This is a genomic window from Hydrogenophaga borbori (assembly GCF_003417535.1).
GTDB lineage: Bacteria > Pseudomonadota > Gammaproteobacteria > Burkholderiales > Burkholderiaceae_C > Hydrogenophaga > Hydrogenophaga borbori.
This window is the reverse complement of sequence record NZ_QVLS01000010.1, coordinates 1-25,806: the sequence shown is the minus strand read 5'-3', so window position 1 is coordinate 25,806 and position 25,806 is coordinate 1. Positions and strand designations below refer to the sequence as shown.

The 25,806-nt window shown below is 69.2% G+C and carries 28 protein-coding genes and 1 pseudogene; 20 read left to right on the top strand and 9 right to left on the bottom strand.

Features of this window, described 5'->3' with window-relative positions; genetic code table 11:
- Positions 1-6: 6 nt before the first annotated feature.
- The 4 genes from DY262_RS15235 to DY262_RS15220 all read left to right on the top strand — a co-directional run bounded on the left by DY262_RS15235 (position 7) and on the right by DY262_RS15220 (position 3,506).
- Positions 7-1,197, top strand: coding sequence for a benzoate/H(+) symporter BenE family transporter (locus DY262_RS15235; RefSeq protein WP_116959972.1), 1,191 nt, complete (start codon positions 7-9; stop codon positions 1,195-1,197).
- Positions 1,194-2,144, top strand: a complete 951-nt coding sequence (gene gshB / locus DY262_RS15230; protein ID WP_116959971.1) for a glutathione synthase — start codon at positions 1,194-1,196, stop codon at positions 2,142-2,144. The genes DY262_RS15235 and gshB overlap by 4 nt, the downstream gene beginning before the upstream one ends.
- 60 nt (positions 2,145-2,204) lie before the next feature.
- The gene (locus tag DY262_RS15225; protein WP_181936521.1) at positions 2,205-2,999 is read left to right on the top strand and encodes a trypsin-like peptidase domain-containing protein; all 795 of its coding nucleotides are present in this window, start codon (positions 2,205-2,207) and stop codon (positions 2,997-2,999) included.
- A gap of 72 nt (positions 3,000-3,071) precedes the next feature.
- Positions 3,072-3,506 (top strand): hypothetical protein, encoded by a 435-nt coding sequence (locus DY262_RS15220; protein ID WP_116959970.1) that lies wholly within the window; start codon positions 3,072-3,074, stop codon positions 3,504-3,506.
- An 11-nt stretch (positions 3,507-3,517) separates the two neighbouring features.
- On the opposite strand, the gene DY262_RS15215 is transcribed toward DY262_RS15220, so the two are convergent.
- A complete protein-coding gene (locus DY262_RS15215) occupies positions 3,518-4,177 on the bottom strand; it encodes a peroxiredoxin (protein WP_116959969.1) in 660 nt (219 codons plus the stop codon).
- A 78-nt stretch (positions 4,178-4,255) separates the two neighbouring features.
- Here DY262_RS15215 and DY262_RS15210 point away from each other — a divergent pair, with 78 nt between their 5' ends.
- Positions 4,256-4,663 carry a carboxymuconolactone decarboxylase family protein gene (locus DY262_RS15210; protein ID WP_116959968.1) on the top strand — a complete coding sequence of 136 codons (408 nt, stop codon included), beginning with the start codon at positions 4,256-4,258 and terminating at the stop codon, positions 4,661-4,663.
- Between the two features lie 14 nt (positions 4,664-4,677).
- Here the strand turns inward: DY262_RS15210 and DY262_RS15205 are convergent, their stop codons facing one another.
- The 8 genes from DY262_RS15205 to DY262_RS15170 all read right to left on the bottom strand — a co-directional run bounded on the left by DY262_RS15205 (position 4,678) and on the right by DY262_RS15170 (position 13,115).
- Positions 4,678-6,708: a TonB C-terminal domain-containing protein gene (locus tag DY262_RS15205; protein WP_116959967.1), complete on the bottom strand. Its 2,031-nt coding sequence runs from the start codon at positions 6,706-6,708 to the stop codon at positions 4,678-4,680.
- A 53-nt stretch (positions 6,709-6,761) separates the two neighbouring features.
- Positions 6,762-7,589, bottom strand: a complete 828-nt coding sequence (locus DY262_RS15200; RefSeq protein WP_070400851.1) for an ABC transporter permease — start codon at positions 7,587-7,589, stop codon at positions 6,762-6,764.
- Between the two features lie 28 nt (positions 7,590-7,617).
- A complete protein-coding gene (locus DY262_RS15195) occupies positions 7,618-8,430 on the bottom strand; it encodes an ABC transporter ATP-binding protein (RefSeq protein ID WP_116959966.1) in 813 nt (270 codons plus the stop codon).
- Position 8,431: 1 nt separating this feature from the next.
- Positions 8,432-9,457, bottom strand: a complete 1,026-nt coding sequence (locus DY262_RS15190) for an ABC transporter substrate-binding protein (RefSeq protein WP_116959965.1) — start codon at positions 9,455-9,457, stop codon at positions 8,432-8,434.
- Positions 9,458-9,585: 128 nt separating this feature from the next.
- Positions 9,586-10,350, bottom strand: coding sequence for a class II glutamine amidotransferase (locus DY262_RS15185; protein WP_116959964.1), 765 nt, complete (start codon positions 10,348-10,350; stop codon positions 9,586-9,588).
- A gap of 29 nt (positions 10,351-10,379) precedes the next feature.
- Positions 10,380-11,918, bottom strand: a complete 1,539-nt coding sequence (locus tag DY262_RS15180) for an MFS transporter (RefSeq protein ID WP_116959963.1) — start codon at positions 11,916-11,918, stop codon at positions 10,380-10,382.
- Entirely contained in the window at positions 11,915-12,145 is a 231-nt protein-coding gene (locus DY262_RS15175) for a cysteine-rich CWC family protein (protein ID WP_116959962.1), read from the bottom strand. The genes DY262_RS15180 and DY262_RS15175 overlap by 4 nt, the downstream gene beginning before the upstream one ends.
- 49 nt (positions 12,146-12,194) lie before the next feature.
- A complete protein-coding gene (locus DY262_RS15170; protein ID WP_181936520.1) occupies positions 12,195-13,115 on the bottom strand; it encodes a LysR family transcriptional regulator in 921 nt (306 codons plus the stop codon).
- Between the two features lie 267 nt (positions 13,116-13,382).
- Here DY262_RS15170 and DY262_RS15165 point away from each other — a divergent pair, with 267 nt between their 5' ends.
- The 15 genes and pseudogenes from DY262_RS15165 to DY262_RS15095 all read left to right on the top strand — a co-directional run.
- On the top strand, positions 13,383-13,955 hold the full coding sequence (locus DY262_RS15165; protein WP_116959960.1) for a cupin domain-containing protein: 573 nt from the start codon (positions 13,383-13,385) through the stop codon (positions 13,953-13,955).
- A gap of 3 nt (positions 13,956-13,958) precedes the next feature.
- Positions 13,959-14,744 carry an alpha/beta fold hydrolase gene (locus tag DY262_RS15160; protein ID WP_116959959.1) on the top strand — a complete coding sequence of 262 codons (786 nt, stop codon included), beginning with the start codon at positions 13,959-13,961 and terminating at the stop codon, positions 14,742-14,744.
- 22 nt (positions 14,745-14,766) lie between these two features.
- Positions 14,767-15,819 carry a TRAP transporter substrate-binding protein DctP gene (gene dctP, locus DY262_RS15155; protein ID WP_181936519.1) on the top strand — a complete coding sequence of 351 codons (1,053 nt, stop codon included), beginning with the start codon at positions 14,767-14,769 and terminating at the stop codon, positions 15,817-15,819.
- A gap of 6 nt (positions 15,820-15,825) precedes the next feature.
- Positions 15,826-16,329: a TRAP transporter small permease gene (locus DY262_RS15150; RefSeq protein WP_116959957.1), complete on the top strand. Its 504-nt coding sequence runs from the start codon at positions 15,826-15,828 to the stop codon at positions 16,327-16,329.
- A 13-nt stretch (positions 16,330-16,342) separates the two neighbouring features.
- Complete coding sequence (locus tag DY262_RS15145) at positions 16,343-17,641, top strand: TRAP transporter large permease (protein ID WP_116959956.1); 1,299 nt, start codon at positions 16,343-16,345, stop codon at positions 17,639-17,641.
- Between the two features lie 110 nt (positions 17,642-17,751).
- A pseudogene (locus DY262_RS15140) lies at positions 17,752-18,156 on the top strand (EscN/YscN/HrcN family type III secretion system ATPase); the annotation flags it as partial.
- A 327-nt stretch (positions 18,157-18,483) separates the two neighbouring features.
- Positions 18,484-18,912, top strand: a complete 429-nt coding sequence (locus tag DY262_RS15135) for a CopD family protein (RefSeq protein WP_116959955.1) — start codon at positions 18,484-18,486, stop codon at positions 18,910-18,912.
- Between the two features lie 11 nt (positions 18,913-18,923).
- The gene (locus tag DY262_RS15130) at positions 18,924-20,039 is read left to right on the top strand and encodes a VanZ family protein (protein WP_116959954.1); all 1,116 of its coding nucleotides are present in this window, start codon (positions 18,924-18,926) and stop codon (positions 20,037-20,039) included.
- A gap of 9 nt (positions 20,040-20,048) precedes the next feature.
- On the top strand, positions 20,049-20,402 hold the full coding sequence (locus DY262_RS15125; RefSeq protein WP_070400841.1) for a (2Fe-2S) ferredoxin domain-containing protein: 354 nt from the start codon (positions 20,049-20,051) through the stop codon (positions 20,400-20,402).
- 1 nt (position 20,403) lies between these two features.
- Positions 20,404-21,027 (top strand): alpha/beta hydrolase, encoded by a 624-nt coding sequence (locus DY262_RS15120; RefSeq protein WP_116959953.1) that lies wholly within the window; start codon positions 20,404-20,406, stop codon positions 21,025-21,027.
- Between the two features lie 39 nt (positions 21,028-21,066).
- Positions 21,067-22,245 (top strand): D-alanyl-D-alanine carboxypeptidase family protein, encoded by a 1,179-nt coding sequence (locus DY262_RS15115; RefSeq protein ID WP_116959952.1) that lies wholly within the window; start codon positions 21,067-21,069, stop codon positions 22,243-22,245.
- A gap of 119 nt (positions 22,246-22,364) precedes the next feature.
- Positions 22,365-22,742, top strand: coding sequence for a 30S ribosomal protein S12 (gene rpsL, locus DY262_RS15110; RefSeq protein WP_009516237.1), 378 nt, complete (start codon positions 22,365-22,367; stop codon positions 22,740-22,742).
- 150 nt (positions 22,743-22,892) lie between these two features.
- Entirely contained in the window at positions 22,893-23,363 is a 471-nt protein-coding gene (gene rpsG / locus DY262_RS15105; RefSeq protein ID WP_070400838.1) for a 30S ribosomal protein S7, read from the top strand.
- Positions 23,364-23,452: 89 nt separating this feature from the next.
- Positions 23,453-25,555: an elongation factor G gene (gene fusA, locus DY262_RS15100; protein ID WP_116959951.1), complete on the top strand. Its 2,103-nt coding sequence runs from the start codon at positions 23,453-23,455 to the stop codon at positions 25,553-25,555.
- 158 nt (positions 25,556-25,713) lie between these two features.
- On the top strand, positions 25,714-25,806 hold a 93-nt coding region (locus DY262_RS15095; protein ID WP_018003793.1), incomplete at its 3' end, for a GTP-binding protein.

Below are 25,806 nucleotides of genomic sequence, written 5' to 3'. Positions count from 1 at the left end.
CGCGCGATGCGATTCTTCAAGGACCTCAGCCTTTCCGCCGCCACCGCCGGCTTCGTCGCGGTGCTCGTGGGTTTCACGAGCTCGGTGGCGATCGTCTTCCAGGCCGCGCAGGCCTTCGGCGCCACGCCGGCGCAGATCACGTCCTGGATGTGGGCGCTGGGCCTGGGCATGGGCCTGTGCTCGGCGATTCCCTCGCTGCTGCTGCGCCAGCCCGTGATGGTGGCCTGGAGCACGCCTGGCGCGGCGGTGCTGGCCAGCGCGGGCCTGGCCGGCGGCTTCTCGATGTCCGACGCCATCGGCGCCTTCCTGGTCTGCGGGGCGCTCATCACCCTGGCGGGCGCCACCGGCTGGTTCGAGCGGGTGATGAACCGCATCCCCATGGCCATCGCCGCGGCGCTGCTGGCCGGCGTTCTGGCGCGCTTTGGCCTGCAGGCCTTCGGTGCGGCGCAGACCGCGCTGGGCCTGGTGGTGCTGATGCTGCTGGTCTACCTGGTGGCGCGCCGCCTGGCGCCGCGCTACGCGGTGGTGTTCACGCTGCTCGCGGGCGTGGCGCAGGTGCTGGCCAGCGGGCGCTTCAACGCGGGCGCGCTCAGGCTCGAATGGGCGGTGCCGGTGTTCACCGCGCCGAGCTTCAGCCTGGCGGCGCTCACCAGCCTGGCGCTGCCGCTGTTCATCGTCACCATGGCTTCGCAGAACCTGCCGGGCGTGGCGGCCATCCGCGCGGCGGGCTACGACATGCCGATCTCGCGCATCCTCACCGTCACGGGCATCGCCACGCTGGTGCTGGCGCCCTTCGGCGCCTTCGCGCTCAACCTCTCGGCCATCACGGCGGCCATCTGCATGGGCCCCGAGGCCCACCCCGACCGAGACAAGCGCTACACCGCCGCGGTGGTGTGCGGCGCGCTGTACGTGGCCATCGGCCTGGTGGGTGCGCTGGTCACGGGCCTGCTGATCGCCTTCCCGCGCGAGCTGGTGATGGCCATCGCGGGCATCGCCCTGCTGGGCAGCATCGGCGGCGGGCTGCACGCCGCGCTCAAGGACGATGAGCACCGCGAGGCCGCGCTCATCACCTTCCTCGTCACGCTCAGCGGCGTGGTGATAGCCGGCATCGGCTCGGCCTTTTGGGGGGTGGTGGCCGGCGCCGCCGCGCTCTTTGTGCAACAGTACGGCCTCGCGAAAAAACACCTCCGCCCATGACGAAGAAGATCCTGGTCGTCGCCGACCCGCTCGAAGCTTTCAAGACCTACAAGGACAGCACCTTCGCGATGATGCGCGAGCTGCAGCGCCGCGGCCACGCGCTCGCGGCCTGCGAGCCGCGCCACCTGCAATGGGTGAGCGGCGGCCGTGTCACCGCGCAGGTGCGGCACCTGCGCCTCACCGGCGAACTCGACCACTGGTTCGACGTGAGCGGCGAGGGCCGCGAGGCCCTGGCCACCTTCGACGCCGTGCTCATGCGCAAGGACCCGCCCTTCGACAGCGAGTTCTTCTACGCCACCCACCTGCTGGAGCAGGCCGAGCGCGAAGGCACGCGCGTGTTCAACAAGCCCGCCGCGCTGCGCGACCACCCCGAAAAACTCGCGCTGATGGAGTGGCCGCAGTTCGCGCCGCCCACCCTGGTGACGCGCTCGGCCGACGCCGTGCGCGCCTTTCACGCCGAGCAGCGCGACGTCATCCTCAAACCGCTCGACGGCATGGGTGGCATGGGCATCTTCCGCGTGCGCGAGGACGGCCTGAACCTGGGCTCCATCATCGAGACCCTGAACCAGGGCGGCGCCACCAGCGTGATGGTGCAGCGCTACCTGCCCGAGATCGTGGAGGGCGACAAGCGCCTGCTGCTCATCGGCGGGAAGGTGGCGCCCTTCGTGCTCGCGCGCATCCCGCAGGGCAGCGAGGTGCGCGGCAACCTGGCGGCCGGCGGCAAGGGCGTGGCCCAGCCGCTGTCCGATGAGAACCGCGCCGTGGCCGAGGCCATGGCGCCCACGCTGGCCGCGCGCGGCCTGCTGCTGGTGGGCCTGGACATGATCGGCAACCGCGTGACCGAGATCAACGTCACCAGCCCCACCTGTTTCCAGGAGATCCAGCAGCAGACCGGCTTCGACGTGCCGGCGATGTTCGTGGACGCACTGGTGGCGGCGCTGGGCTGACGCGATGGCTGGCCATCGCGGCCGGTGGCCTGGGCGCCGCCAAGCCCTCACACTGTGGCGATGAACACCCCCCCCAAGACCCCCGCCGCGCCGGCCTCGCCGCCGGTGGACCCCTTGTTCCTTGCCACGCCGAAGGTCGGCACCTTCCAGGGCGAGCAATCGCTCACCAACGCCAGCGGCTTCTTCTTCGCGCGCGACGAACACCTCTTCCTCGCGACCAGCCGCCATGTCTTCATCGACGAGGGCAGCGAACACCGACCGGACCGCATCGAGATCACCCTGCACCTGGACCTTCAGGACCTCACGCGCTGCACCGGCTTTTCCATGCCGCTGTACGCCGACGGCACGGCGCTGTGGCGTCAGGGGCAGGACAGCGGCGGCGACATCGACGTGGCCGTGCTCGAAATCGACCGCGAGGCCTTGCCGAAGGAGGCGGTGCTGTTCGCCTTCACGCCCGCGCACATCGTTCACGACTTCGACGCCGTGCCCGTGGACGCCACGCTGTTCATCGCGGGTTTTCCGCTGGGCTTTCACGACGAGGTGCACCAGCTCCCGGTGCTGCGCCGCGCCGCCATCGCCTCGCCCTTCGGCATCCGCTTCCAGGGACAGGGCACCTTCCTCACCGACGGGCGCGCGCACCGTGGCATCAGCGGCGCACCGGTGGTCATGCGCGACCCCGTGCCCGCGACCGGCGTGCTGCCCTGGCGGCTGTTGGGCGTGCACTCCTCGCGCCTGGACATGGGCAACCGCGACCAGGCGCTCGACGAATCCCTGGGCCTGAACTGCGCCTGGTACGCGGACATCCTGCTCACGCTGACGGAGCCGCCCGCGGCGGGGCTGGCCAGTCCCGCGTAGAGAACGACAGGGGGTATGCCCCCGCCGCGCTGTGCACACTGGCGGGCCGTTCACTTCCCGCCCTCGTCGCCCATGCACCTCCATCGAATCGTCCTGATCGCCGCCCTCACCATCCTGGGCGCCTGCTCGTCCCCCGCGACGCGCCCATCGGCCCAGTCCACCACGCCCGCCGCCGACGGCACCCAGAGCGCCACCTCGCGGGACGGCTCCTTCCAGGGCGAGATCACCGGCAAGGCACGGCCCGGCAGCCGGTTCGCCCGGCTCCAGATCGGCATGGGCATGGACGAGGTGCAGACCTTGATGGACCGTGCGCCCGACCGCTCGCATTCCTACGAATCGGGCAAGCGCTGGATTCCGTTCTACTTCGGCAACGACGCGCGCCGCCTGCAAGCGCTCTACAAAGGCGAGGGCTGCCTGATCTTCACCGGCGGCAACGTCTGGGGCAGTGCCGGAGGCGACCTCATCGCCATCCACCACGACGCCACGGGCGCCTGCTACCAGCCCTGAGGCGCCCCCGCTCAGCGCGGCTGCTTGACGATGCGCAGGTAGGGCTTGAGCGCCTTCCAGCCATCGGGGAACAGGGTCTTGGCGTCCGCGTCGCTCACCGAGCCCGCGATGATCACGTCCTGCCCCTGGGTCCAGTTCGCGGGGGTCGCCACCTTGTGCTTCGCGGTGAGCTGAATCGAATCGAGCGCGCGCAGAATCTCGTCGAAGTTGCGGCCCGTGGTCATGGGGTAGGTCATCATGAGCTTGATCTTCTTGTCGGGCCCGATGATGAAGACCGAGCGCACGGTGGCGTTGGTGGCGGCGGTGCGGCCCTCGGCGCTGCCGGGTTCTTCGGCCGGCAGCATGTTGTAGAGCTTGGCCACCTTCAGATCGACGTCGCCGATCATGGGGTACTTGACCGTGGCGCCCTGCGTCTCCTCGATGTCGGTGACCCACTTGCCGTGGCTGTCCACCGGGTCCACCGACAGGCCGATGAGCTTGGTGTTGCGCTTGGTGAACTCGGGTTCGATGCGGGCCATGTAGCCCAGCTCGGTGGTGCAGACGGGGGTGAAGTCCTTGGGGTGCGAGAAGAGGATGGCCCACTGGTCGCCGATCCAGCTGTGAAAGTCGATGACGCCTTGCGTGGTCTGGGCGCTGAAGTTCGGTGCGGTGTCGTTGATGCGTAGGGACATGCCGGGCTCCTGGGCGGGTGAAAAGCCGCTAGTGTGCGCAGTCCGAAAGACCGTGTCCATGAAGGAGTTACCTGCACCATGACCACCGTTCGCCCCTTGGCCGAGCCCGAAGCCGATCCGCGCGTGAAGGCCGTCTTCGACGACATCCGCGCCACGCGCAAGACCGACTTCGTCAACAACCTGTGGCGCGCCCTGGCCTTCGACCCGGCGCTGCTGGAGGGCACCTGGGCCGAGGTGAAGCGGCTGATGGCCACGCCCTCGCAGCTGGACCCGCTGACCAAGGAACTGGTCTACATCGCGGTCTCCGTCGCCAATGGCTGCGGCTACTGCGTGCACTCGCACACGGCGGCGGCGCGCGCCAAGGGCATGACGGACGCCCAGCACGCGGAGCTGATGGCCATCGTTGGCCTGGCGGCCAAGACCAACCACCTGGCCACGGCCCTGCAGGTCGAGGTCGACCCGGTGTTCGACGCCGGCCGCGCCTGAGGTGGCGGCGCGCCTCAGTACAGGCGCACGGCGACGTCGAAGTGCCAGCTGCGGCGGATCTCGATCACGTCGAACTGGCGGGCCATGGCCGGCGGGAAGGCGGTGTGCGTCATGCCGTGCACCAGGCGTGGAATGGCCTCGTCGATGGCGGCCACGCCGCTGGTGCGCACCACCGTGACCGATTCGATCGTGCCGTCGCTGCGGATGGCGACGGTCACCACCGGGTCGGTGTAGCCCTGCCGGGCCGCCTCGCGCACCAGTTCCACCGGCATGTTCATCTCGATGCGCTTGGCCCAGGCCTCGGCGTAGAGGACCAGGTCGCGGTTGGGGTCGTAGCGGCCGAAGAGTCGGACGCGGCGCAGGCCGCTGGCGGACGGGTTGCGCTGCGCCTCGGCCTCGGCCGCCGCGCGGCGCTCGGCCTCTTCGTTGAGCTGGCGCCCGATGGCGCGGCGGCGCTCCTCGCGGGCCTCGTCCTCGGCCTGCCGTTGCGCCTGCAGGCGCGCGGCCTCGGCTTGGGCGGCCTGTTGAGCCGCTTGTTGCGCCGCGGCCTGCTGAGCGGCCGCCTGGCGTTCGCCTTCGAGGCGGGCGGCTTCGGCCTGCGCGGCGGCCTGCTGAGCGGCCGCCTGGCGTTCGCCTTCGAGGCGGGCGGCTTCGGCCTGCGCGGCGGCCCGCTGAGCGGCCGCCTGGCGTTCGCCTTCGAGGCGGGCCGCTTCCGCCCGGGCGGCGGCTTCCTGCGCGGCGGCCTGTTGTGCCGCCGCCTGGCGCTCAGCCGCCAGTCGCGCGGCCTCTGCCGCTCGCTCGGCCTCTGCCCGCTCGGCTTCGCGCTGCTCAGCGGCCCAGCGCTGCGCCTCGGCCCGGGCGGCGGCTTGTCTCGCGGCCTCGCGCTGCTGCGCCTCTTGCCGCAGAGCCGCCTCGCGTTCGGCCTGGGCCTGCTGACGGGCGGCCTCCTGCCGTTCGGCTTCCTGGCGGGCGGCCTCTTGCTCGGCCGCTTGGCGCTCGGCTTCGACTCGGGCCGCGTCGCGCTGCTCGGCTTCGCGCTGGGCCAGGGCCTGGCGGGCGGCCTCTTGCTCGGCCGCTTGGCGCTCGGCCTCCTGGCGGGTCGCTTCCGCGCGCTCGGCCTGCGCGCGCTCGGCCGCTTGCCTCAAAGCGTCCTGGCGCTCGACTTCAAGGCGCTCGGCCTCGGCCCGCTCGGCCTCGGCCCGCGCGGCATCGAGTGGTTCGGCCGGCGGGCGGGCCGCGGCCTGCTGAGCCGCTTCGCGCTGGGCCGTGGCCAGGCGCTCGGCCTGCTGGCGCTCCAGCTCCAGGCGCGCCATGTCGGCGCGGACCGCCGCCTGCCGCTCGGCTTCCTGGCGCAGCGCCTCCTCGCGCGCCGCTGCCTGGCGGGCGGCCTCCTGTCTCTCGGCCTCGCGGCGCGCGGCCGCCGCCTCCCGTTCGGCCAGCCGGCGCTGCGCCTGTGCCCGGGCCTCGGCCTGGCGCGCCGCCTCCGCCTGGCGCAGGGCCTCCTGTTGCTCGGCCTCTCGCTGGCGCGCTTCCAGTGCCGCGTGGTCGACCATGGCCAGCGCCGCGGTGTCGGCGCTGCCGGCGGGGGCCGGCGTTGCCGGTGCCGGTGCATCGGCGGTGGGTGCGGCCGTGGGCGCGGGAACGGTCCGGGTCTTGGCCTTCGGCGCGGCCGGGCGGACCTTGGAGCGGGCGGCCGGCGCCGTCGGTGCGCGGGCCACGGTCGCGTCGGCGGAGGGCTCGGGCGTTGCGTCGGCCGCCGCTGCCGGCGCGGCCGCGGGCACCAGGCGCACCCGCAGCGCCGGCACCTCGGCTCGCCGCTCCTTCCAGGGCAGCTCCAGGCCCGGCAGCCCGAAGCCGTCGCCGAACGTCAGGCTCAGCAGCAGCGCGTGCACCAGCAGGGAGATCGACCAGGCGAAGGCCTGGCGCCGGCGTTCGTTCACCAGCCAGCCGGGCCGCCGCCAGCGGTAGCCCAGCACCGCCGTCAGCGGGGGCAGCCTGCGCTCGGCGGGCGCAGGGCGCGGGGCGGGTGAGCCGGTGGCGTTCATGGGGGCCGATTGTCCGATCCAAATCCCGTGCCCCACCGGGAGGGCTCAATGCCTCAGAGCTTCTCCGTCTCCCCGGCCTTGGGCTGCCACTTCATCAACCGCTTCTCGATGCGCCCGACCATCGCGTCGAGCACCAGCGCGAAGGCGGTGAGCACCAGGATGCCCGCCATCACCGTGTTGATGTCGAACTGGCCTTCGGCCTGCAGGATGAGGTAGCCCACGCCCTGCGAGGAGCCCAGGTACTCGCCCACCACCGCGCCCACGAAGGCCAGGCCCACGCTGGTGTGCAGCGAGCTGAACACCCAGCTCGTGGCGCTGGGCAGGTAGACGTGGCGCAGCAGCTGCTTCTGGCTGGCGCCCAGCATGCGCGCGTTGGCCAGCACCACCGGGCTCACCTCCTTCACGCCCTGGTAGACGTTGAAGAAGACGATGAAGAACACCAGCGTGACGCCCAGCGCCACCTTGGAGCCCATGCCCAGGCCGAACCAGACCGCGAAGATGGGCGCCAGGATGATGCGTGGCATGGAATTGAGCGCCTTGATGTAGGGCTCCAGGATGGCCGAGGCCATGGGCGAGAGCGCCAGCCACAGCCCGCCCGCCAGTCCCGTGACGGCGCCGATGCCGAAGGCCATCAGCGTCTCGGCCAGCGTGATCCACAGGTGCACGTAGATGTCGGCGTCGCCGACGAACCAGGCCCAGATGCGGGCGAAGATCTTCAGCGGCTCGCCGAAGAAGAACGCGGCCTGGCGGTCGTTGTCGAACATGAAGGTCGGCACCAGGCCGGGCGTGGTCATCACGTGCCAGAACACGAAGATGAGCACGAGCAGCGCCAGCTGCCACAGGGTGAGGTTGCCCGGACGGGGCTTGATGAACTTCCACATGCGATGACGGGGCGGTAAAGGGCCGCGCTCAGGCGGCCTTGCGCAGTTGTTGCTGGTAGCCCTTGAGCACCTCGTCGCGCAGCACGGCCCAGATGGCGGCGTGCAGCTCGAGGAAGCGCGGCGTGGTCTTGACCTCGGCCACGTCGCGCGGGCGCGGCATGTCGATGGTGAAGTCGCCGATGGGGCGGCTGGCGGGGCCGGCCGACATCACCACCACGCGGTCGCTCATGGCGATGGCTTCGTCCAGGTCGTGGGTGATGAAGAGCACCGCCTTCTTCTTTTCGGCCCAGAGCTGCAGCACCTCGTTCTCCATCAGCTGGCGCGTCTGGATGTCCAGGGCCGAGAAGGGCTCGTCCATGAGGATGATGTCGGGGTCGAGCACCAGGGTCTGCGCCAGGCTGGCGCGCTTGCGCATGCCGCCGCTCATCTGGTGCGGGTAGCGGTCGCCGAAGCCGCCCAGGCCGACGCGGCGCAGCCAGCCGTCGGCCTGCTCACGCGCCTGGGCGGCGCCCACGCCGCGGAACTGCAGGCCGGCCATCACGTTCTCGAGCGCCGTGCGCCAGGGCATCAGGCTCTCGGCCTGGAACATGTAGCCCGCGCGCGCATTGATGCCTTTGAGTGGCTCGCCGAAGATGCGCGCGCTGCCCTTGCTCGGCTCCAGCAGGCCGGCCGCGACGTTGAGCAGCGTGCTCTTGCCGCAGCCGGTGGGGCCCACCACGCTCACGAACTCGCCCGCGCCGACCCGCAGGTCCACCTGGTCGACGGCGGTGTAGCGCTGGCCCGGGGCGTCCTTGCTGATGAAGGTGCAGGCGACGCCCTGCAGTTCGATCGCGGCGGTCATGTCATCCCTTCGGGTACTTGGCGTTGGCCTTCTGCGCGAAGCTGTTGGTGTAGACCGCGTTCAGGTCGAGCTTGGCCTTGGCGAGCGCGGCGTCCACGCTGCCCAGGGCCCGGAACGCGGTCTCGGCGCCCTTGGCGGGGAACATGCCGTCGGGCGACAGCGCCTTCTGCGCGGCCAGGAAGCCGTCGATGTAAACCGCGCGGTCGCCGAGCAGGTAGCTCTCGGGCACCACCTTGATGATGTCGCCCGGGCCGGCCTTCTGGATCCACTTGTTGGCGCGCACCATGGCGTTGGTCATGGCCTGCACGGTGTTGGGGTTCTTGTCGATGAAGGGCTGCGGGCAGTACAGGCAGCCGGCGGGCATGGGACCGCCGAACACCTTCTCCGCCTCGCTCACGATGCGCGTGTCCGAGACGATCTTCAGGTCGCCCGAGCGCTGCAGCAGGGTGATGACCGGGTCGAGGTTGCTGATGGCGTCGATCTGGCCCGCGCGCATGGCGGCCACGGCGCCGTTGCTCGCCCCCACGCCGACGATGCTGACGTCGCTGGGCTTGAGGCCGGCCTTGGCCAGCACGAAGTTCACCAGCACGTTGGTGGAGCTGCCCGGCGCCGTCACACCGATCTTCTTGCCCTTGAGGTCGGCCACGGTCTTGAAGTTGGCCATGGTCTTGGGGTTCACGCCCAGCACGATCTGCGGCGCCAGGCCCTGCAGCACGAAGGCGCGCATGGGCTGGCCCTTGAACTGCATGTTCACCGTGTGCTCGAAGGCGCCCGACACCACGTCGGCGCTGCCGCCGACCACGGCCTGCAGGGCGCGCGAGCCGCCGGCGAAGTCGACGATGGTCAGGTCCAGGCCCTCGTCCTTGAAGTAGCCCAGCTGCTCGGCGATGGTCAGCGGCAGGTAATAGAAGAGGTTCTTGCCGCCCACGGCGATGGTGCACTTGGGCTTTTCCAGGCCCTGCGCGGCGGCGAAACTGGGCAGGGCGGCGGCGGCGAGGCCGCCGGCGACGAAGTGGCGTCGTTGCATGTCGGGTCTCCTGAGGGGCGGGGCGGCTGGCCCCGCTGGGGTGGTGGCCCGGCGATGATAGACCGGGGGGTTTCCCCGTCGCGCCGCGCGGGACTGGGGATTGCCCTTAGCCCGGCCTCAGTCCGCCTTCAGCCCACCGGCAGCCCGTCCACGAAGACCTTGAGTTCTTCGGGAGCGAAGGGTGTCCACACCTCGTTGCTGGTGAGCGGCGTGGTCACGATCACCGCCGCGCGGTCGCCGGGGTGGTTGAGCTCGGCGAAGTTCACCGTCCAGTCGCGGTCTTTCAGCGTGGCCAGCGAGAACGGGTGCTGGCGCACCAGCCAATGCAGGTGGGTGCTGCAGTGCGCCCACAGGGCCTCGCCGTTGGAGAGCAGGAAGTTGAAGCTGCCGAAGCGGCGCACCTGCGGCACCAGTTCGCGCAGGGTGCGGGTGAGCTCGTCGACGCTGGGCAGGGACGCGTGCGACTTGGCCATTTCCTGCATCAGCCAGCAGAAGGCGCGCTCGCTGTCGGTGCTGCCCACGGGGCGGAAGTGGCTGTGCAGGTTCGGCTCGTAGTCCTTGAGGTCGCCGTTGTGCGCGAACACCCACTGGCGGCCCCAGAGCTGGCGCACGAAGGGGTGGGCGTTTTCCAATGCCACTTCACCGATGGTGGCCTTGCGCACGTGGGCGATGATGTTGCGGCTCTTGAGCGGGTAGCCCTGCAGGAAGGCCGCCATGGGCGAGTCGTGCGCGCTGCGGTGGTCGATGAAGAGGCGCAGGCCCTTGCCCTCGAAGAAGGCGATGCCCCAGCCGTCGGCGTGGTGGTCGGTCTTGCCGCCGCGGTCGCAGAAGCCCGTGAAGCTGAACGACGCGTCGGTGGGCGTGGCGCAGTTGAGTCCCAGCAGTTGGCACATGGCGCGAATTCTGCCTTTTTGCTGGCGGCCTAGCCCTGGGCAGTATGCCGCTCGGGCGGCGAGGGCGGCTCGGCGGGGCCCGGGGGCTTCAGGCGGGCGGCGGCCAGCAGGGCCAGCGCGCAGATGGCCGCGAGCATGAGGAAGGTTTCGTCGAAGGCCGCGAGGCGCGCCGGCGTGGTGGGTGAGGTGTCGAGCGGCGCGCCGTGCGCGGCCAGCCGCCATTCCAGGAAGATGCCGCACAGGCTCACGCCCGCCGCACCGCCCAGCATGCGCAGGAAGTTGATGACGCTGGCGCCCTGCGGGATGTGGGCGTGGCCCAGCCCGCGCATGGCGCCGATGTTGAGCGAGGGCAGGATGAAGCCCAGCCCGATGCGCCCGACGATGGCCCAGAGCACCAGCAGCGGGATGATGCGCGCCGCGTGCTCCAGCCGGATCGTGACCATCAGCGCGAACGAGGCCGCCAGCAGCACCAGGCCGATGCAGACCAGGCGGTGCGTGGGCTGGCGGTCGGCCAGGCGGCCGACGGTGGCGATCGTCACCGCCAGCACCAGGCCCGAGGGCAGCAGCACCGTGCCCACCACCGACGGCGAGAGCTGCAGGCCCATCAGCATGTACACCGGCAACAGGTAGGTGGAGCCGAACAGCGCCACGCCGTAGATGAAGGCCACCAGGCTGCCCATGGCGAAGCGGCGGTCGGCGAACAGGCTCAGGTTCATCAGCGGCTCGGGCCCGTGCGCGTGGCGGTGCGCCCGCAGCATGCGCCGCGCCAGCCAGACGAAAACCAACAGCAAGGCGCCGGCCGTCAGCAGCAGCGTGGCCGCGGTGAGCGGCGTGCCGCCCTGCAGTTCCACCAGGCCATTGAGCAGGCACAGCGTGCCTGCGGCGGCCAGCAGCAGGCCGCGCCAGTCGAGCGCGGCGCCCGCGCGGTTGGCGGCCTGGCCGCCGGGCGCAGAGGTGGGGATGAGCTTGCGCGCCATCCACAGCGAGGCGATGCAGAACGGCACCACCATGAAGAAGATGGAGCGCCAGCCGAACCAGTCCACCAGGATGCCGCCGATGCTGGGTCCCAGCGCCGGCGCCAGCACCACGCCCATGCCGAAGACGCCGCTGGCGCGGCCCTGCTCGCTGGGGTCGAAGGCGCGCAGGATGATGATGGCCGGGATGGGCTGCACCACGCCCGCGGCCAGGCCTTCGGCCACGCGCGCGGCCAGCACCAGGGGGTAGTGGTTGGCCAGGCCGCCGGCCATGCCGCCCACCAGCAGCAGCCACATGCAGCCCGAATAGGTGGCGCGGTAGCCATAGCGCGCCAGCAGCCAGGGCGTGGTGAGCATGGACACGGTCATCGCCGCCATGAAGCCCGAGCTGACCCATTGCGCGCGCTCCTGGCCCAGCGCGAAGTGCTGGCTCATGTCGGGAATGGCCACGTTGACCACGGTGGACGACATGATGGACGCCATGGTGCCCACCATGACGGCGAGCAGCAGCAGCCAGCGGTAGCGCGGCCCGTAGCGCTCGCGCAGCGCGGGCAGCCCGTGGGGCGAGGGCGGCGGTGCGGGCGGTTCGCTCATGGGCGGGGTGCCAGCGCCTGGCGCACGCAGGCCTGACAGACGCAGGCCTGGCGGCGCGCCGCCTCGGGGATGCGGGCGAGCAGCTCGGGGCTGAAGGTCTCGCTCACACACCAGCACGGTGGCTGCGGCTCGCCGGTGGCCTTCTCGATCTCCACCGCGCAGCGGTTGTCGCCGCCGCACAGGGGGCAGCGCGTCGCGTCGAAGGGGATGGGTGGGTTGGCGGGCATGGGAGGGGGTATCCGCGGCGCCATTGTCGCCGCTGCGGGACGGGCGCGATCAGGGGTGCTCGGGGCCCTGGAACAGCTCGATCACCAATTCGCGGAACCAGCGCTGCAGCGGGTTGTTGTGCGTGCGGTCGTGCCACAGCAGCACGACCCCGAACGGCTCCAGGTCCAGCGGCGGCTCGAAGATCTCGATGTCGGTGAACTGGGTGAACCCCTTGGCGACCTTCTCGGGCACGGTGGCGATCAGGTCGGTCTGCTCGATGATGAAGGGAATGCCCAGGAAGGTGGGCTTGGACATCACCGTGCGCCGGGGGCGGCCCGCGCGCTCGAGCGCCTGCTCGATCTGCGCGTTGTACATGGTGGCCTGGCCGGGCTCGACGATCACGTGGCCCTGGTCGCAGAAGCGCCGCAGGTCCATGGCGCCGGACAGCAGTGGGTGGCCGCGCCGGGCCACGCCCACCAGGCGGTCGCGGAACAGCGGGCGCACGCGAAGGCTGGCGGGGGGATTGGGGAAGTAGGTGATGGACACGTCCACTTCACCGCTGCTGAAGATCTCGCCAAAGCGCGTCGGGTTGGGGCCGACGATGCGCAGGATCACGTTTGGCGCGCGCCGCGCGAGCTCCTTCACCAGCGAGGGCACCACCACGAAGTCGATGTAGTCGGTGACGATCAGCGTGACGGTGTCGTGCGCCTGCGACGGGTCGAAGTCGCGGCGTTCGTGCATCAGCGCGTCGACGTGGCGCAGCGTGTCGGCCAGGCGCGGCGCGATCTCCTGCGCGCGCGCGGTGAGCACCAGGCCACTGCCGCTCTTCACCAGCAGCGGGTCGTTGAACACCGTGCGCAGCTTGGACAGGGCCAGGCTCATCGACGACTGGCTCATCTCCAGCCGTGCCGCGGCACGCGTGACATGCGCCTCGCGCAGCAGCGCGTCCAGCGCCACCAGCAGGTTCAGGTCCAGGTCGCGTAGCCTCATTGGGATCGTCTTGTCGATGGCGGCTATCGGTGTGGCGAATTGCGATCGAAGGCCTCGTTTGAGTTTAATCAAGGACAGCAGAGAACGACGGAGACAAGCCATGCATTCCCCACCGGCCGGTGGCGCCACGCGCCGCTAGCGCGCGCCCGCGCCACACGGCCTTTCCCTCCCCCTCACTTCGCGGCGTCGAGCCGCGCCCTTCGTGCGACACCAGGTCGCGCGCGGCCGCGCTTCGCCTGCGCGCCGCTTTCCTTCAGGAGACCCACCATGGAACAGAAGATCCCCACCATCCGCGTCACGCGAGAGCAGATGCGCCAGCGCGTCGCGCTGTTCAGCGAAATCCGCGGCCACGACGGCGGCCTGCCCGATAGCCGCCACCCGAGCGCGCTGCGCAAGCTCTACAACATCATCGGCTTCCAGCCGCCGAAAAAATCCGATGGCACGGTGGTCGTGTCCCCCGTGGGCGATGAGGCGGCCGAGGCCGCGCACATCAAGATCAGCGAGGGCTTCAACCTGGGCTTCTGCGAGGCCGCGCCGGGCAAGGGCCCGATGATGCACAACCACGACACCAACGAGACCTTCATGCCCATGACGGGGCAGTGGCGCTGCTCGTGGGAGGTGGACGGTCAGGTCGAGAGCTTCGACCTCGGTCCGTTCGACGTGATCTCCTTTCCCGCCGGAGTGCAGCGCCGGTTCGAGAACGTGAGCTTTGGCGAGCCGGACAAGACGCACTGGCTGATGTTCGTGATCGGCGGCGACGCGCCGCAGGCCGAGTTCTCGCCCGAGGCGCACGAGCGGCTCATCGCCGAAGGCTTCATGTCGGCCGACGGAAAGTACTGAGCCATGCAGGAGATGCTCGACCGGCTGGAAAGCCGCTACGCCTGGTCCTCGCTCGAGGTCGATGGCGTCGAGTGGCGCTGGCTCGACACCGCCGGCAAGGGGCCGGCGGTGCTGCTGCTGCCCGGCTCCGTGGGCGATGGCGCGATGTTCGTTCGCACCCTGCTGTCGCTGGGCGAGCGGCTGCGCCTGATCGCCGTGACCTACCCGGCGCTGCCCGAGGCCCCGCGCCTGTCCGATGGCCTGAAGGCCGTGGTCGATCACCTGGGTCTGCCACCCTGCGTGGTGGTGGGCTCGTCCTTCGCCGCCTGGTGGGCGCAGTTTTTTGCCCTGCAGTACCCGCAGCAGGTGCGCCGCCTGGTCATCGGCAACGGCTTCACGGACGCCAGCGACCTGGCCGCCAACCCGCTGTTCGATCCCGCCTGGGTGGCGAGCGTATCGCCCGAGGTGCTGCACGCCAGCTGGCTGGAGCGCGTGGCCGGCGCGCCGGTGTCGCCGCTGCAGCAGCTGCAGCGCGTGATGCTGGCCAAGCGCCAGTCGCCGGCCAGCCTGCACTCGCGCTTCGCCGGCGTGACGCAGGCGCGCGCCTGTCCGCCGCTGCCCCTGGAGCCGTCGCAGATCGTGGTGCTGGACTGCGCCGACGATCCGCTGATCCCGCCCGAGGCGCGCGATCGCCTGCGCGAGCGCTATCCCGGGTCGCGCCATGTGCGCCTGCAGACCGGTGGCCACTACCCGCACCTGCTCAACCCCGAGGCCTACGAGAGCCTGCTGCTCGACCTCAGTTTCGAATGACCCCCATCCGAGGAGACAAGCCATGAGATTCGCCCATTCCCTGCTGGCCGCCACGCTGGCCCTCGCCGCGTCGATCGCCCACGCCGACAACTTCACCCTGCGCATGGGTGGCGGACACACCACCGGCCTGACCTACATCAGCGTGTACGACGGCTTCTTCGCCGACGAGGTGAGCCAGCGCGTGAAGGCGCGCACCGGACACAACCTGCGCTTCATCAAGGCCTGGGGCGGCAGCGTCGCCAAGGTCGACGGCGTGCTGGAGGCCGTGCAAAAGGGGTCGCTGGACATCGGCCTGTCGCCGATCGGCTTCGAGCAGGCGCGCGCCGGCCTGCTGAACTACAGCGCCTACATGCCCTTCACCGCCGATGACCCGGTGCTGCAGCAGAAGGTGGCCTCGCGCATGCTCAAGGAGGTGCCGGCGCTGCAGGAGAGCGTCAAGCCCTACAACGCGCACATCCTGGCGCAGATGGTGACCGAGGCCTATGGCGTGGCCACCAGCTTCGACTGGCAGCGCGTGGACGAGCTCAAGGGCAAGCGCATCGCCATGGCCGGCACCAACGCGCCGCTGTTCATGCCCACGGGTGCGGTGCCCGTGACGCTGGGCATCGGCGAACACTACCAGGCCATGCAGAACGGCCTGGCCGACGGCAGCCTGTTCATGGTCTCTGGCATGGAGGCCTTCAAGCTGCGCGAGGTGGCCAAGGTCTGGACCAAGACCGGCTTCGGCTCCTACAGCACCTTCGTGTCGTTCATGAACCTGAACACCCGCGCGCGCCTGCCCAAAGAGGTGGTGGCCATCATCGACGAGGTGGCCGAAGAGGCGACCGCGAAGATCGCGGCCGCCAGCCGCCAGCGCGACCTGGACATCGAGGCCCGCCTGCGCGGTTCGGGCACGCAGATCCATGCGCTGTCCGATGCCGAGAAACGCCGCTGGGCGGAGCTCGTGAAGGACCTGCCGGGCCGCGCCGCCAAGGAGCTCGACGCCAAGGGGCAGCCGGCGACGCAGGTCCTCAAGACCTATGTCCGCTTCCTCGAGGAGGCCGGCTACAAGTTCCCCATCGCCTACCCGCTCTGAGCCACCGTGAAGACGTCCTTCGACACGCTGCTGAGGGCGCTGCACGCCATCGGCGCGGTGCTGCTCGCGCTGCTCACCCTGGTCATCGGCTATGACGTGGCGGGCCGGTTGCTGTTCAACCACCCGTTCGCGGGCACGGCCGAGCTGACCGGTGCCGGCCTGGTGCTGCTGACCTTCCTGCAGGCGCCCAGCGCCATGCGGCGCGGCAAGTTGCTGCGCGTCACCTTCCTGCTGGAGCGCCTGCCCACCCGCGCGGCCGGCGCGCTGGTGGGCGCCGCCTGGCTGATCGGCGCGCTGGTGTTCGCCACCTTCCTGGTCTCGGGCTGGGGGCCTGCCATCGAGGGCTGGCGAAGCGCGGAGTTCTACGGCAACGACGCGTTCCGCCTGCCCGCCTGGCCCCTGCGCTTCGGCACCTTGCTCCTGTGGTCCGTGGGCGTGCTGGTCTGCCTGCGCTTGTGCGTGGACGCCTGGCGCGGCCGAGGCGCGAGCGAGCCGGCCCCGGCCGATTGAGAGGAGATTCGCCATGTTCTTCGAAACCTGGGCCGCGCTGTTCGTGCTGGTGGCCCTTGTCATCCTGGGTGTGCCGGTGGTGTTCGCCTTCGTCGGCAGCGCGCTGTTCGGCCTGTACTTCGCGCTCGGCGGGGTGTGGCCGGCCATGGACCTGGTGGGCCAGACGGCGATCACCGGCATCAAGGACTACAACCTGGTGGTGATCCCCTGCTTCACGGTGATGGGCATGTTGATCGCGCACTCCGGCGCGGCGGCCGACCTGTTCAACGTCGTCAATCGGCGCCTGCGCGGCGTGCCCGGCCGCCTGGCCGTGGCCACCGTGGGCGGCAACGCGGTGTTCGCGGCCGTGACCGGCGTCGGCGTGGCCTCGGCGGCGGCCTTCAGCCACGTGGCCTACCCGGTGATGCGCGACCACCGCTACAGCCGCAGCTTCGCCACCGGCTGCATCGCGGGCAGTTCGGTGCTGGGCCTGCTCATCCCGCCATCGGTGTTCATGATCGTCTGGGCCATCCTCACCGAGCAGTCGGTGGGCAAGCTGTTTGCGGCCGGCGTGGTGCCGGGCCTGCTGCTGGCCCTGATGTACGCGCTGTACTGCGGCGTCTACGCGAAGCTGCGGCCCGACGCGGCCCCCGAGAGCGAGGACGCGGCAGCGCCGGCCGAGCGCGGCGCGGTGCTGGGCGCGGCCTACGTGGGGGCGCTCATCGTGGTCACGCTGGGCGGCATCTGGTTCGGCTACTTCACGCCCACCGAGGGCAGCGCGGTGGGCCTCATGGGCGCGCTGGTGGTGGCCTGGCTCAAGGGCATGCGCTGGGCCGGCATCCGGGGCGCCTTTGTCGAGGCCGGCCACACGGTCACGCCCATCATGCTGCTGCTGCTCACGGCCACCATGTTCAGCAAGCTGGTCGCGCTCAACGGCATTCCGCAGGAGGTGCAGGCGCTGCTGCAGGCCTGGGGCCTGGGTCCCACGGGCACCATGCTGTTCATGGTGGTGGTGTGGTTCGTGCTCGGCATGCTGATCGACAGCATCTCCATCATGCTGCTCACGGTGCCGATCTTCTGGCCCATCGCCATGTCCATGGGGTTCGATCCCATCGTGTTCGCCTTGATCGGCATCCTGGTGATCGAGGCCGGCGTGCTCACGCCGCCGTTCGGCATCAGCGTCTTCGTGGTGAAGGCGGCGGTGCCCGACCCGCTGCTCAAGGTGCAGGAGATCTTCCGCGGCGTGGCGCCCTACTGGATCCTCATCCTGCTGCTGGCCTGGACCATCCACACCTGGCCCGCGCTGGCGACCTGGCTGCCCTCGCGGATGTGAGCCCCAGGCCTGGGCTGGCTTGCCACGGCCGCGGGTGCGGATACCCCTGGGAGATCCGCTCCGGTCGGCTGTGGCAGGGCTTTGACCGTCATTCGGACTAGGTGACCGCCCAAACCGGTGGGGTCTACACCGTGCTGGTGGAGGGCGACGACATGACCGAACCGGTGGCCGACGAGACCCGGTCCATTCTCGACGGGCACATCGTGCTGTCGCGCAAGCTGGCGGCAGCCAACCACTACCCGGCCATCGACGTGCTGGCCTCGGCTTCTCGCGTGATGGGCGCCCTGGTGTCCCCGCAGCACAAGGCCGCGGCTGGCCGCGTGCGCGAACTGTTGGCGAAGTACGACGAGATCGAGTTGTTGCTGAAGGTCGGCGAATACAAAAAGGGCGCCGATCGGGTGGCCGATGTGGCGATCGAGCGCCGCGAGGCCATCAACGCCTTTCTGCGGCAGCCCACGCACGAGTTGTCGGGCTTCGACGCCGCGGTGAAGCAACTGCGGACCCTGGCGGCCTGAGCCGCCCAGCGGGCCCCTCCATTTCCGTTCCTGCCCGCGGCCGCAGGCCGCCGCATCGGTGGTACCGTTGTATCGATCGGGCGACCGACCGGTCGGATCATGTCTCCGTTGCATGGACTGTCAAATCTGACAGGGGTGAAGTTGGAGATTTCCAGGATTTGAGTTAGAGTAGAGGCGGGTGCCGAGAGGTACCTCCCGCTTTTCCTCCCTGAGCGGGTGCCTTAGTGTGTGACAGCAAAAAGGCTTCCCAACCCGGCCCCTGGCCGGGTTTTTTTTGCCCATTGGCCTGCAGCGAGGGTGGTGGATCGCGCGAACTACACTGCCCGGATGCTCTGGGTCAAAGCCTTCCACATCGTGTTCGTGGCCAGCTGGTTTGCTGGCCTGTTTTACCTCCCGCGCGTCTTTGTGAACCTGGCCATGGTGCCGCCCGAAAGCGTGGCCGAGCGGGCGCGCCTGCTGCTCATGGCGCGCAAGCTGCTGCGGTTCACCACCCTTCTGGCGGTGCCGGCGCTGGCGCTGGGGCTGTGGTTGTGGCTGGGGTATGGCATCGGGCGCGGGCCAGGCAATGGCTGGATGCATGCCAAGCTGTTCGTGGTGGTGCTGGTGCTGGGCTACCACCACGCCTGTGGTGTCTTGTTGCGGCGCTTCGAGCGCGGGGCGTCGCGGCACGGCCATGTCTGGTACCGCTGGTTCAATGAGGCGCCGGTGCTGCTGCTGGTGGCGGCGGTGGTGCTGGTGGTGGTCAAGCCCTTTTGAGCGCCGGCGCCATGGTCACGGGCTCTCGGACATCGGCCTGGCCTCTGGCCGTGCTGTACGCCAGCCTGATCGCCTACGCCAGTCTCTACCCCTTCACGGGCTGGCGTGTGCAGGGCGTGGAGCCATGGTCCTGGTTGTGGGCGCCCTGGCCGCAGTACTGGACGGGCTTCGATCTCTGGACCAATTTCGTGGGTTATGTGCCGCTGGGCGCCTTGATGGTGGGGGCCGCCCTTCGGCTGGGTTGGCGCCGCGGGGCGTTCTGGTGGGGGGCTGGCGGTGCCGTGGTCTTGTCGGGCCTGGTCGAGAGCCTGCAGACCTTCTTGCCAGGGCGTGTGCCGTCCAACGTGGACTTCGGTCTGAACTCGACCGGGGGCGCGCTGGGCGCTGGCCTCATGGTGCTGCTGGACCGCTGGGGCGTGCTGGCGCGCTGGGGCCGCTTTCGCGACGGTTGGTTCGCGCCCGGGGCGCATGGCGGGCTCGTGCTGCTGGCGCTGTGGCCGCTGGCCCTGCTGTACCCGGCTGCGGTGCCCTTTGGGTTGGGGCAGGTGGCCGATCGCCTGATGCTGGCGCTGGCCGACTGGCTGGGCGACACCCCGTTCCTTGCCTGGTTGCCGGCGCGCGCGGAGCCGGTGGTGCCGCTGAGTCTGTTGACGCAGGCATTCTGCGTGGCGCTGAGCCTGCTGGCGCCGCTGCTCATGGCCTTCGGCGACATGAAGGGCGGGTGGCGCCGGGTGCTGTTCCTGCCGCTGTTTTTTGGCGGCGCCACGCTGGTCGCGGGGCTGTCGTCGGCGCTGACGCACGGGCCGGTCCATGCCTGGGCCTGGCTCAGTCCTGTGGCTGTGGTCGGCATGCTCGCGGCCTTGGTGGTGGGGCTGGCCTGCCTGCCCCTTCCCCGGCGGCTGTGCCACGCCCTGATGCTGCTGTGTCTGGGGGTGGTGCTCACCCTGCTCAATCGCGCACCCGAGGTGCCTTACATGGTGCAGTCGCTCGAGGTCTGGGAGCAGGGGCGTTTCATCCGTTTTCATGGCCTGTCGCAGTGGCTGGGATGGCTGTGGCCCTTCGCCGCCATCCTGTTCGGGCTGCGGGCCGTGGCGCGTTCGCCAGGGCGCCAGGAGGCGGCCGCCTAGAATCGCGTCATGGCCGATGGCACCGCTACCCCTCCCGCTTCCTACTATCAGCGGCACATTTTTTTCTGCCTGAATCAGCGCGAGGGTGGCGAAGCCTGCTGCGCCGACCACAAGGCCGAAGACGCTTTTGCCCGCTGCAAGTCGCGCGCCAAGGCGCTCGGCCTGCTCGGTCCGGGGGGCGTGCGCGTCAACCGCGCAGGCTGTCTTGACCGCTGCGCGGGTGGCCCGATCGCGGTGGTGTACCCGGAGGCCGTCTGGTACAGCTACGTCGATCAGGCCGACATCGATGAAATCGTCGAGTCGCATCTGCGCGACGGCGTCGTGGTCGAGCGGCTGCTGACGCCTCCCGACGTGGGACGCTGAGGTGAACGCGCAGACCGAATCGCGTCTGATCGACGGTCCGGCCGGCGCCATCGAGCTCGCCATCGACCGGCCCGAGGGCGCGGCCCGCGCCACGGCCGTCATCGCCCATCCCCATCCCTTGCACGGCGGCACGCTCACCAACAAGGTGGTGCAAACCTTGGCGCGCGCGGCCGTGCTGGCGGGCATGGTGGCGGTGCGTTTCAACTTCCGCGGTGTGGGGCGCAGCGGCGGACAGTACGACGAGGGGCGCGGCGAGACCGACGACCTGATGGCCGTGGTGCAGTCCGAGGCGCCTGCCGGGCCCCTGGCCCTGGCCGGCTTCTCCTTTGGCTCCTATGTCACCAGCCAGGCCTTGCAGCGCCTGCACCCCGCGCGCGACGTTCGCGAGCTGGTGCTCGTCGGTACCGCCGCCAGCCGATTTCAAGTGGCGCCGATCCCGCAGGAACTTCACGCCCGAACGCTGGTCGTTCACGGCGAGCTTGACGACACGGTGCCGCTGAGCGCGGTCATGGACTGGGCTCGCCCGCAGTCCTTGCCCGTGGTGGTGGTGCCGGGCGGCGGCCACTTCTTCCATGGCCAGTTGCCCCTGCTGCGCGAGCTGGTGTGGCGCCATTGGCGGCCTTGAGCCGCGGTGGCGCCGAATTTTTTTGAGGACTTTGCGTTGATGACCCGTTTTCGTTCCCTGATCGCCGGCCTGGCGCTGTCGCTGGCCGCGCTGGTGCCCGCCTGGGCGCAGATGCCACAACCCCCCGAGATTGCGGCGCGTTCCTATCTTCTGCTGGACGTGACCACCGGTCAGGTGCTGGCCAGCAAGGAGCCCGATGCGCCGGTGGAGCCGGCCTCGCTCACCAAGCTCATGTCGGCCTACCTGGTGTTCGACGCGCTGCGCGCCGGCAAGATCACGCTCACGCAAACCTTCGGCGTGAGCGAGCGCGCCTGGAAGATGCCGGGCTCGCGCATGTTCATCGAGCCGCGCATGCAGGTCCCGGTCGAAGACCTGATCAAGGGCATGATCGTGCAGTCGGGCAACGACGCCACCGTGGCATTGGCCGAGGGCGTGGCGGGCTCCGTCGAGCGCTTCGTGGAGCTCATGAACCAGCAGGCCAAGGCGCTGGGCATGACGGCCACCAGCTACCGCAACGTCGAGGGCCTCACGGCCCCGGGCCACACCACCACCGCGCGCGACCTGGCCACGCTGGCCACGCGGCTGATGAACGACTTCCCCCAATACGTCGGCTACTACTCCATCCAGCGCTACCGCTACCCCGGCACGCCCGCCACCAACGACACGAACCGCAACCTGCTGCTGTTTCGCGACCCCACCGTCGACGGACTGAAAACCGGCCACACCGACGCGGCGGGCTACTGCCTGGTGGCCACCGCGCGCCGGCCGGTGCCCGGCCTGGGCGACGGGCCGGCCGGCCAGCGCCGTCTGGTGTCGGTGATGCTGGGCGCGTCGAGCGAGAACGCCCGGGCCGCCGAGTCGCAGAAGCTGCTCAACTGGGGATACACCGCGTTCGACACCGTGCGCCTGCTGGCGGCCAACCAGCCGGCGGCCGAGCCGCGCATCTGGAAAGGCAAGGCCGACACCGCCAAGCTCGGCCGCGCCGAAGGCGTGGTGGTGTCGGTGCCGGCCGGCCAGGGCGCGGGCCTGAAGTCCACGGTGGTGCGCCCGGACCCCCTCGTCGCGCCCCTGCAGAAGGGGCAGCCGCTCGGCACGCTGCGCGTGACCACCGCGGCGGGCCAGCCCGTCGTGGAGGTGCCGCTGACGGTGCTGGAGACCGTGGAAGAGGCGGGCATCTTCGGCCGTGCCTGGGACGCGATCCGCCTCTGGATCCAGTGACCTGCCTCCCTGGAGCGGGGGGCAGGCTTGGCGCGGCTGACGCGCCAGTGCTACACTAGTAGGCTTTTCGGAATTTTCCGAAAGGCTTTGTCGTTTTCAAACGTTTAGGGACGTTTTCAATGCCAACCATCAACCAACTCGTGCGCCACGGCCGGGAGGTCGAAAAGACCAAATCCAAGAGCCCGGCCATGGAAAACTCGCCGCAACGCCGCGGCGTGTGCACCCGTGTGTACACCACGACCCCGAAGAAGCCGAACTCGGCGCTTCGCAAAGTCGCCAAGGTCCGCCTGACCAACGGCTTCGAGGTCATCTCCTACATCGGCGGTGAAGGCCACAACCTCCAGGAACACAGCGTGGTGCTGGTTCGCGGCGGCCGTGTGAAAGACCTTCCCGGCGTGCGCTACCACATCGTGCGTGGCTCGCTGGACCTGCAGGGCGTGAAAGACCGCAAGCAGGCCCGCTCCAAGTACGGCGCCAAGCGTCCCAAGAAGGCCTGATCGGTCTCATTCGGTGCCGCCCGGTTTTGACGAGCCGGAACGGCGTAGTGGCCTTGAACAAAGGCCGAGTAAGTGCAGGCTCCTGATGGGTCTGCGGGGTGTCTGGATCAAGAAGGACGTCCGGACATCAACTGAAGCAAGAGGTGAAACATGCCACGTCGTCGCGAAGTCCCTAAACGTGAAATCCTGCCGGACCCGAAGTTCGGCAACGTCGAAGTCGCCAAGTTCATGAACGTGATCATGCAAGGCGGCAAAAAGGCTGTGGCCGAGCGCATCATCTACGGTGCGTTCGAGCAGATCGAGAAGAAGTCGGGCAAGGACCCGCTCGAAATCTTCTCGACGGCCATCAACAACGTCAAACCCATGGTGGAGGTGAAGAGCCGCCGCGTGGGTGGCGCCAACTACCAGGTGCCCGTTGAAGTGCGCCCGGTGCGCCGTCTGGCGCTGTCGATGCGCTGGATCAAGGAAGCGGCCAAGAAGCGCAGCGAAAAGTCCATGGCCCTGCGCCTGGCCAACGAGCTGATCGAGGCCACCGAAGGCCGTGGCGGCGCGATGAAGCGCCGCGACGAAGTGCACCGCATGGCCGAGGCCAACAAGGCCTTCAGCCACTTCCGCTTCTGATTCGGACCTTATCTTTCCGATCAACCTGACCCGAGAGCCCGCGGGCCCCTTCCAGGGGTGGCGGGCTCGAACCATTCCGGAGTATTTCCATGGCCCGCACCACGCCCCTTGAGCGTTACCGCAACATCGGCATTTCCGCGCACATCGACGCTGGCAAGACCACGACGACCGAGCGCATCCTGTTCTATACCGGCGTGAACCACAAGATCGGTGAAGTGCACGACGGCGCCGCCACCATGGACTGGATGGAGCAGGAGCAGGAGCGCGGCATCACGATCACGTCCGCCGCCACCACCTGCTTCTGGAAGGGCATGGACCTGTCCTACCCGGAACACCGCTTCAACATCATCGACACCCCCGGCCACGTCGACTTCACCATCGAGGTGGAGCGTTCCATGCGCGTGCTCGACGGCGCGTGCATGGTGTACTGCGCCGTGGGCGGTGTGCAGCCCCAGTCGGAAACCGTCTGGCGCCAGGCCAACAAGTACAAGGTGCCGCGTCTGGCGTTCGTCAACAAGATGGACCGCACCGGCGCGAATTTCTTCAAGGTCTATGACCAGATGCGCCTGCGCCTGAAGGCCAACCCCGTGCCGGTCGTCATTCCGATCGGCGCCGAGGACAACTTCAAGGGCGTGGTCGACCTGCTCAAGATGAAAGCCATCATCTGGGACGAGGCCTCGCAGGGCATGAAGTTCGAGTACCACGACATTCCGGCCGAGCTCGTCGAGACCGCCAAGGAGTGGCGCGAGAAGATGGTCGAGGCCGCGGCCGAAGCCAGCGAAGACCTCATGAACAAGTACCTCGAGGAGGGTGACCTCTCCGAGGAAGAGATCAAGCTGGGCCTGCGCACGCGCACCATCTCGACCGAGATCCAGCCCATGCTGTGCGGCACGGCCTTCAAGAACAAGGGCGTGCAGCGCATGCTCGACGCCGTGATCGACTTCCTGCCTTCGCCGGTGGACATCCCCCCGGTGGCGGGTACCGACGAGAAGGAAGAGCCCGCGACCCGCAAGGCCGACGACGGCGAGAAGCTGTCCGCGCTGGCGTTCAAGCTCATGACCGACCCTTACGTCGGCCAGCTCACATTCGTGCGCGTCTATTCGGGCGTGCTGAAGAAGGGCGACACCGTCTTCAACCCGGTCAAGGGCAAGAAGGAGCGCATCGGCCGGATCGTGCAGATGCACGCCAACAACCGCCAGGAAGTGGAAGAAATCCGCGCTGGCGACATCGCCGCCTGCGTGGGCCTGAAGGAAGTGACCACCGGTGAGACGCTGTGCGATCCCGATGCCGTCATCACCCTGGAGCGCATGGTCTTCCCCGAGCCCGTGATTGCGCAGGCTGTGGAGCCCAAGACCAAGGCCGACCAGGAAAAGATGGGCATCGCGCTGCAGCGCCTGGCCTCGGAAGACCCCTCGTTCCGCGTCAAGACCGACGAGGAATCGGGCCAGACCATCATTTCCGGCATGGGCGAGCTGCACCTGGAGATCATCGTCGACCGCATGAAGCGTGAGTTCGGCGTGGAAGCCAACGTGGGCAAGCCCCAGGTGGCCTACCGCGAGACCATCCGCAAGAGCGTGGACGAGGCCGAAGGCAAGTTCGTGCGCCAGTCGGGCGGCAAGGGCCAGTACGGCCACGTGGTGTTCAAGATCGAACCCAACGAGGCCGGCAAGGGCTTCGAGTTCGTGGACGCCATCAAGGGCGGCGTGGTGCCGCGCGAGTACATCCCGGCGGTGGAAAAGGGCGTGATCGAAGCCCTCAACACCGGCGTGCTGGCGGGTTTCCCGGTGGTGGACGTCAAGGTCACGCTGCATTTCGGTTCGTACCACGACGTGGACTCGTCCGAGCAGGCCTTCAAGATGGCCGCCATCTTCGGCTTCAAGGAAGGCTGCAAGAAGGCCAACCCCGTCATCCTCGAGCCGATGATGGCCGTGGAAGTCGAGACGCCCGAGGACTACGCCGGCAACGTGATGGGCGACCTGTCGTCGCGTCGCGGCATGGTGCAGGGTATGGAGGACATGGTCGGTGGTGGCAAGGCCATCAAGGCCGAGGTGCCGCTGTCCGAGATGTTCGGCTACTCCACCACGCTGCGCTCGATGTCGCAGGGCCGTGCCACGTACACGATGGAGTTCAAGCACTACTCGGAAGCGCCGCGCAACGTGTCCGAGGCCATCGTGGCCGCGCGCGCGAAGTAAAAGCAAGTCGGTTCGACGGGGTGGGGGCTTCGCGCGCCCGCCCGCCGATCCAGTCGGTCTGCGACGCCACGCCGTCCTGTGCCCGTGCGGGACGATCCAGCAGTGGCGTGCAGACCTTAAACCCTCACACGGGCTTTGTTCTTTTTTAAGGAATCGACATGGCTAAGGAAAAATTCGAGCGGACCAAGCCGCACGTGAACGTTGGCACGATCGGGCACGTGGACCACGGCAAGACGACGCTGACGGCGGCG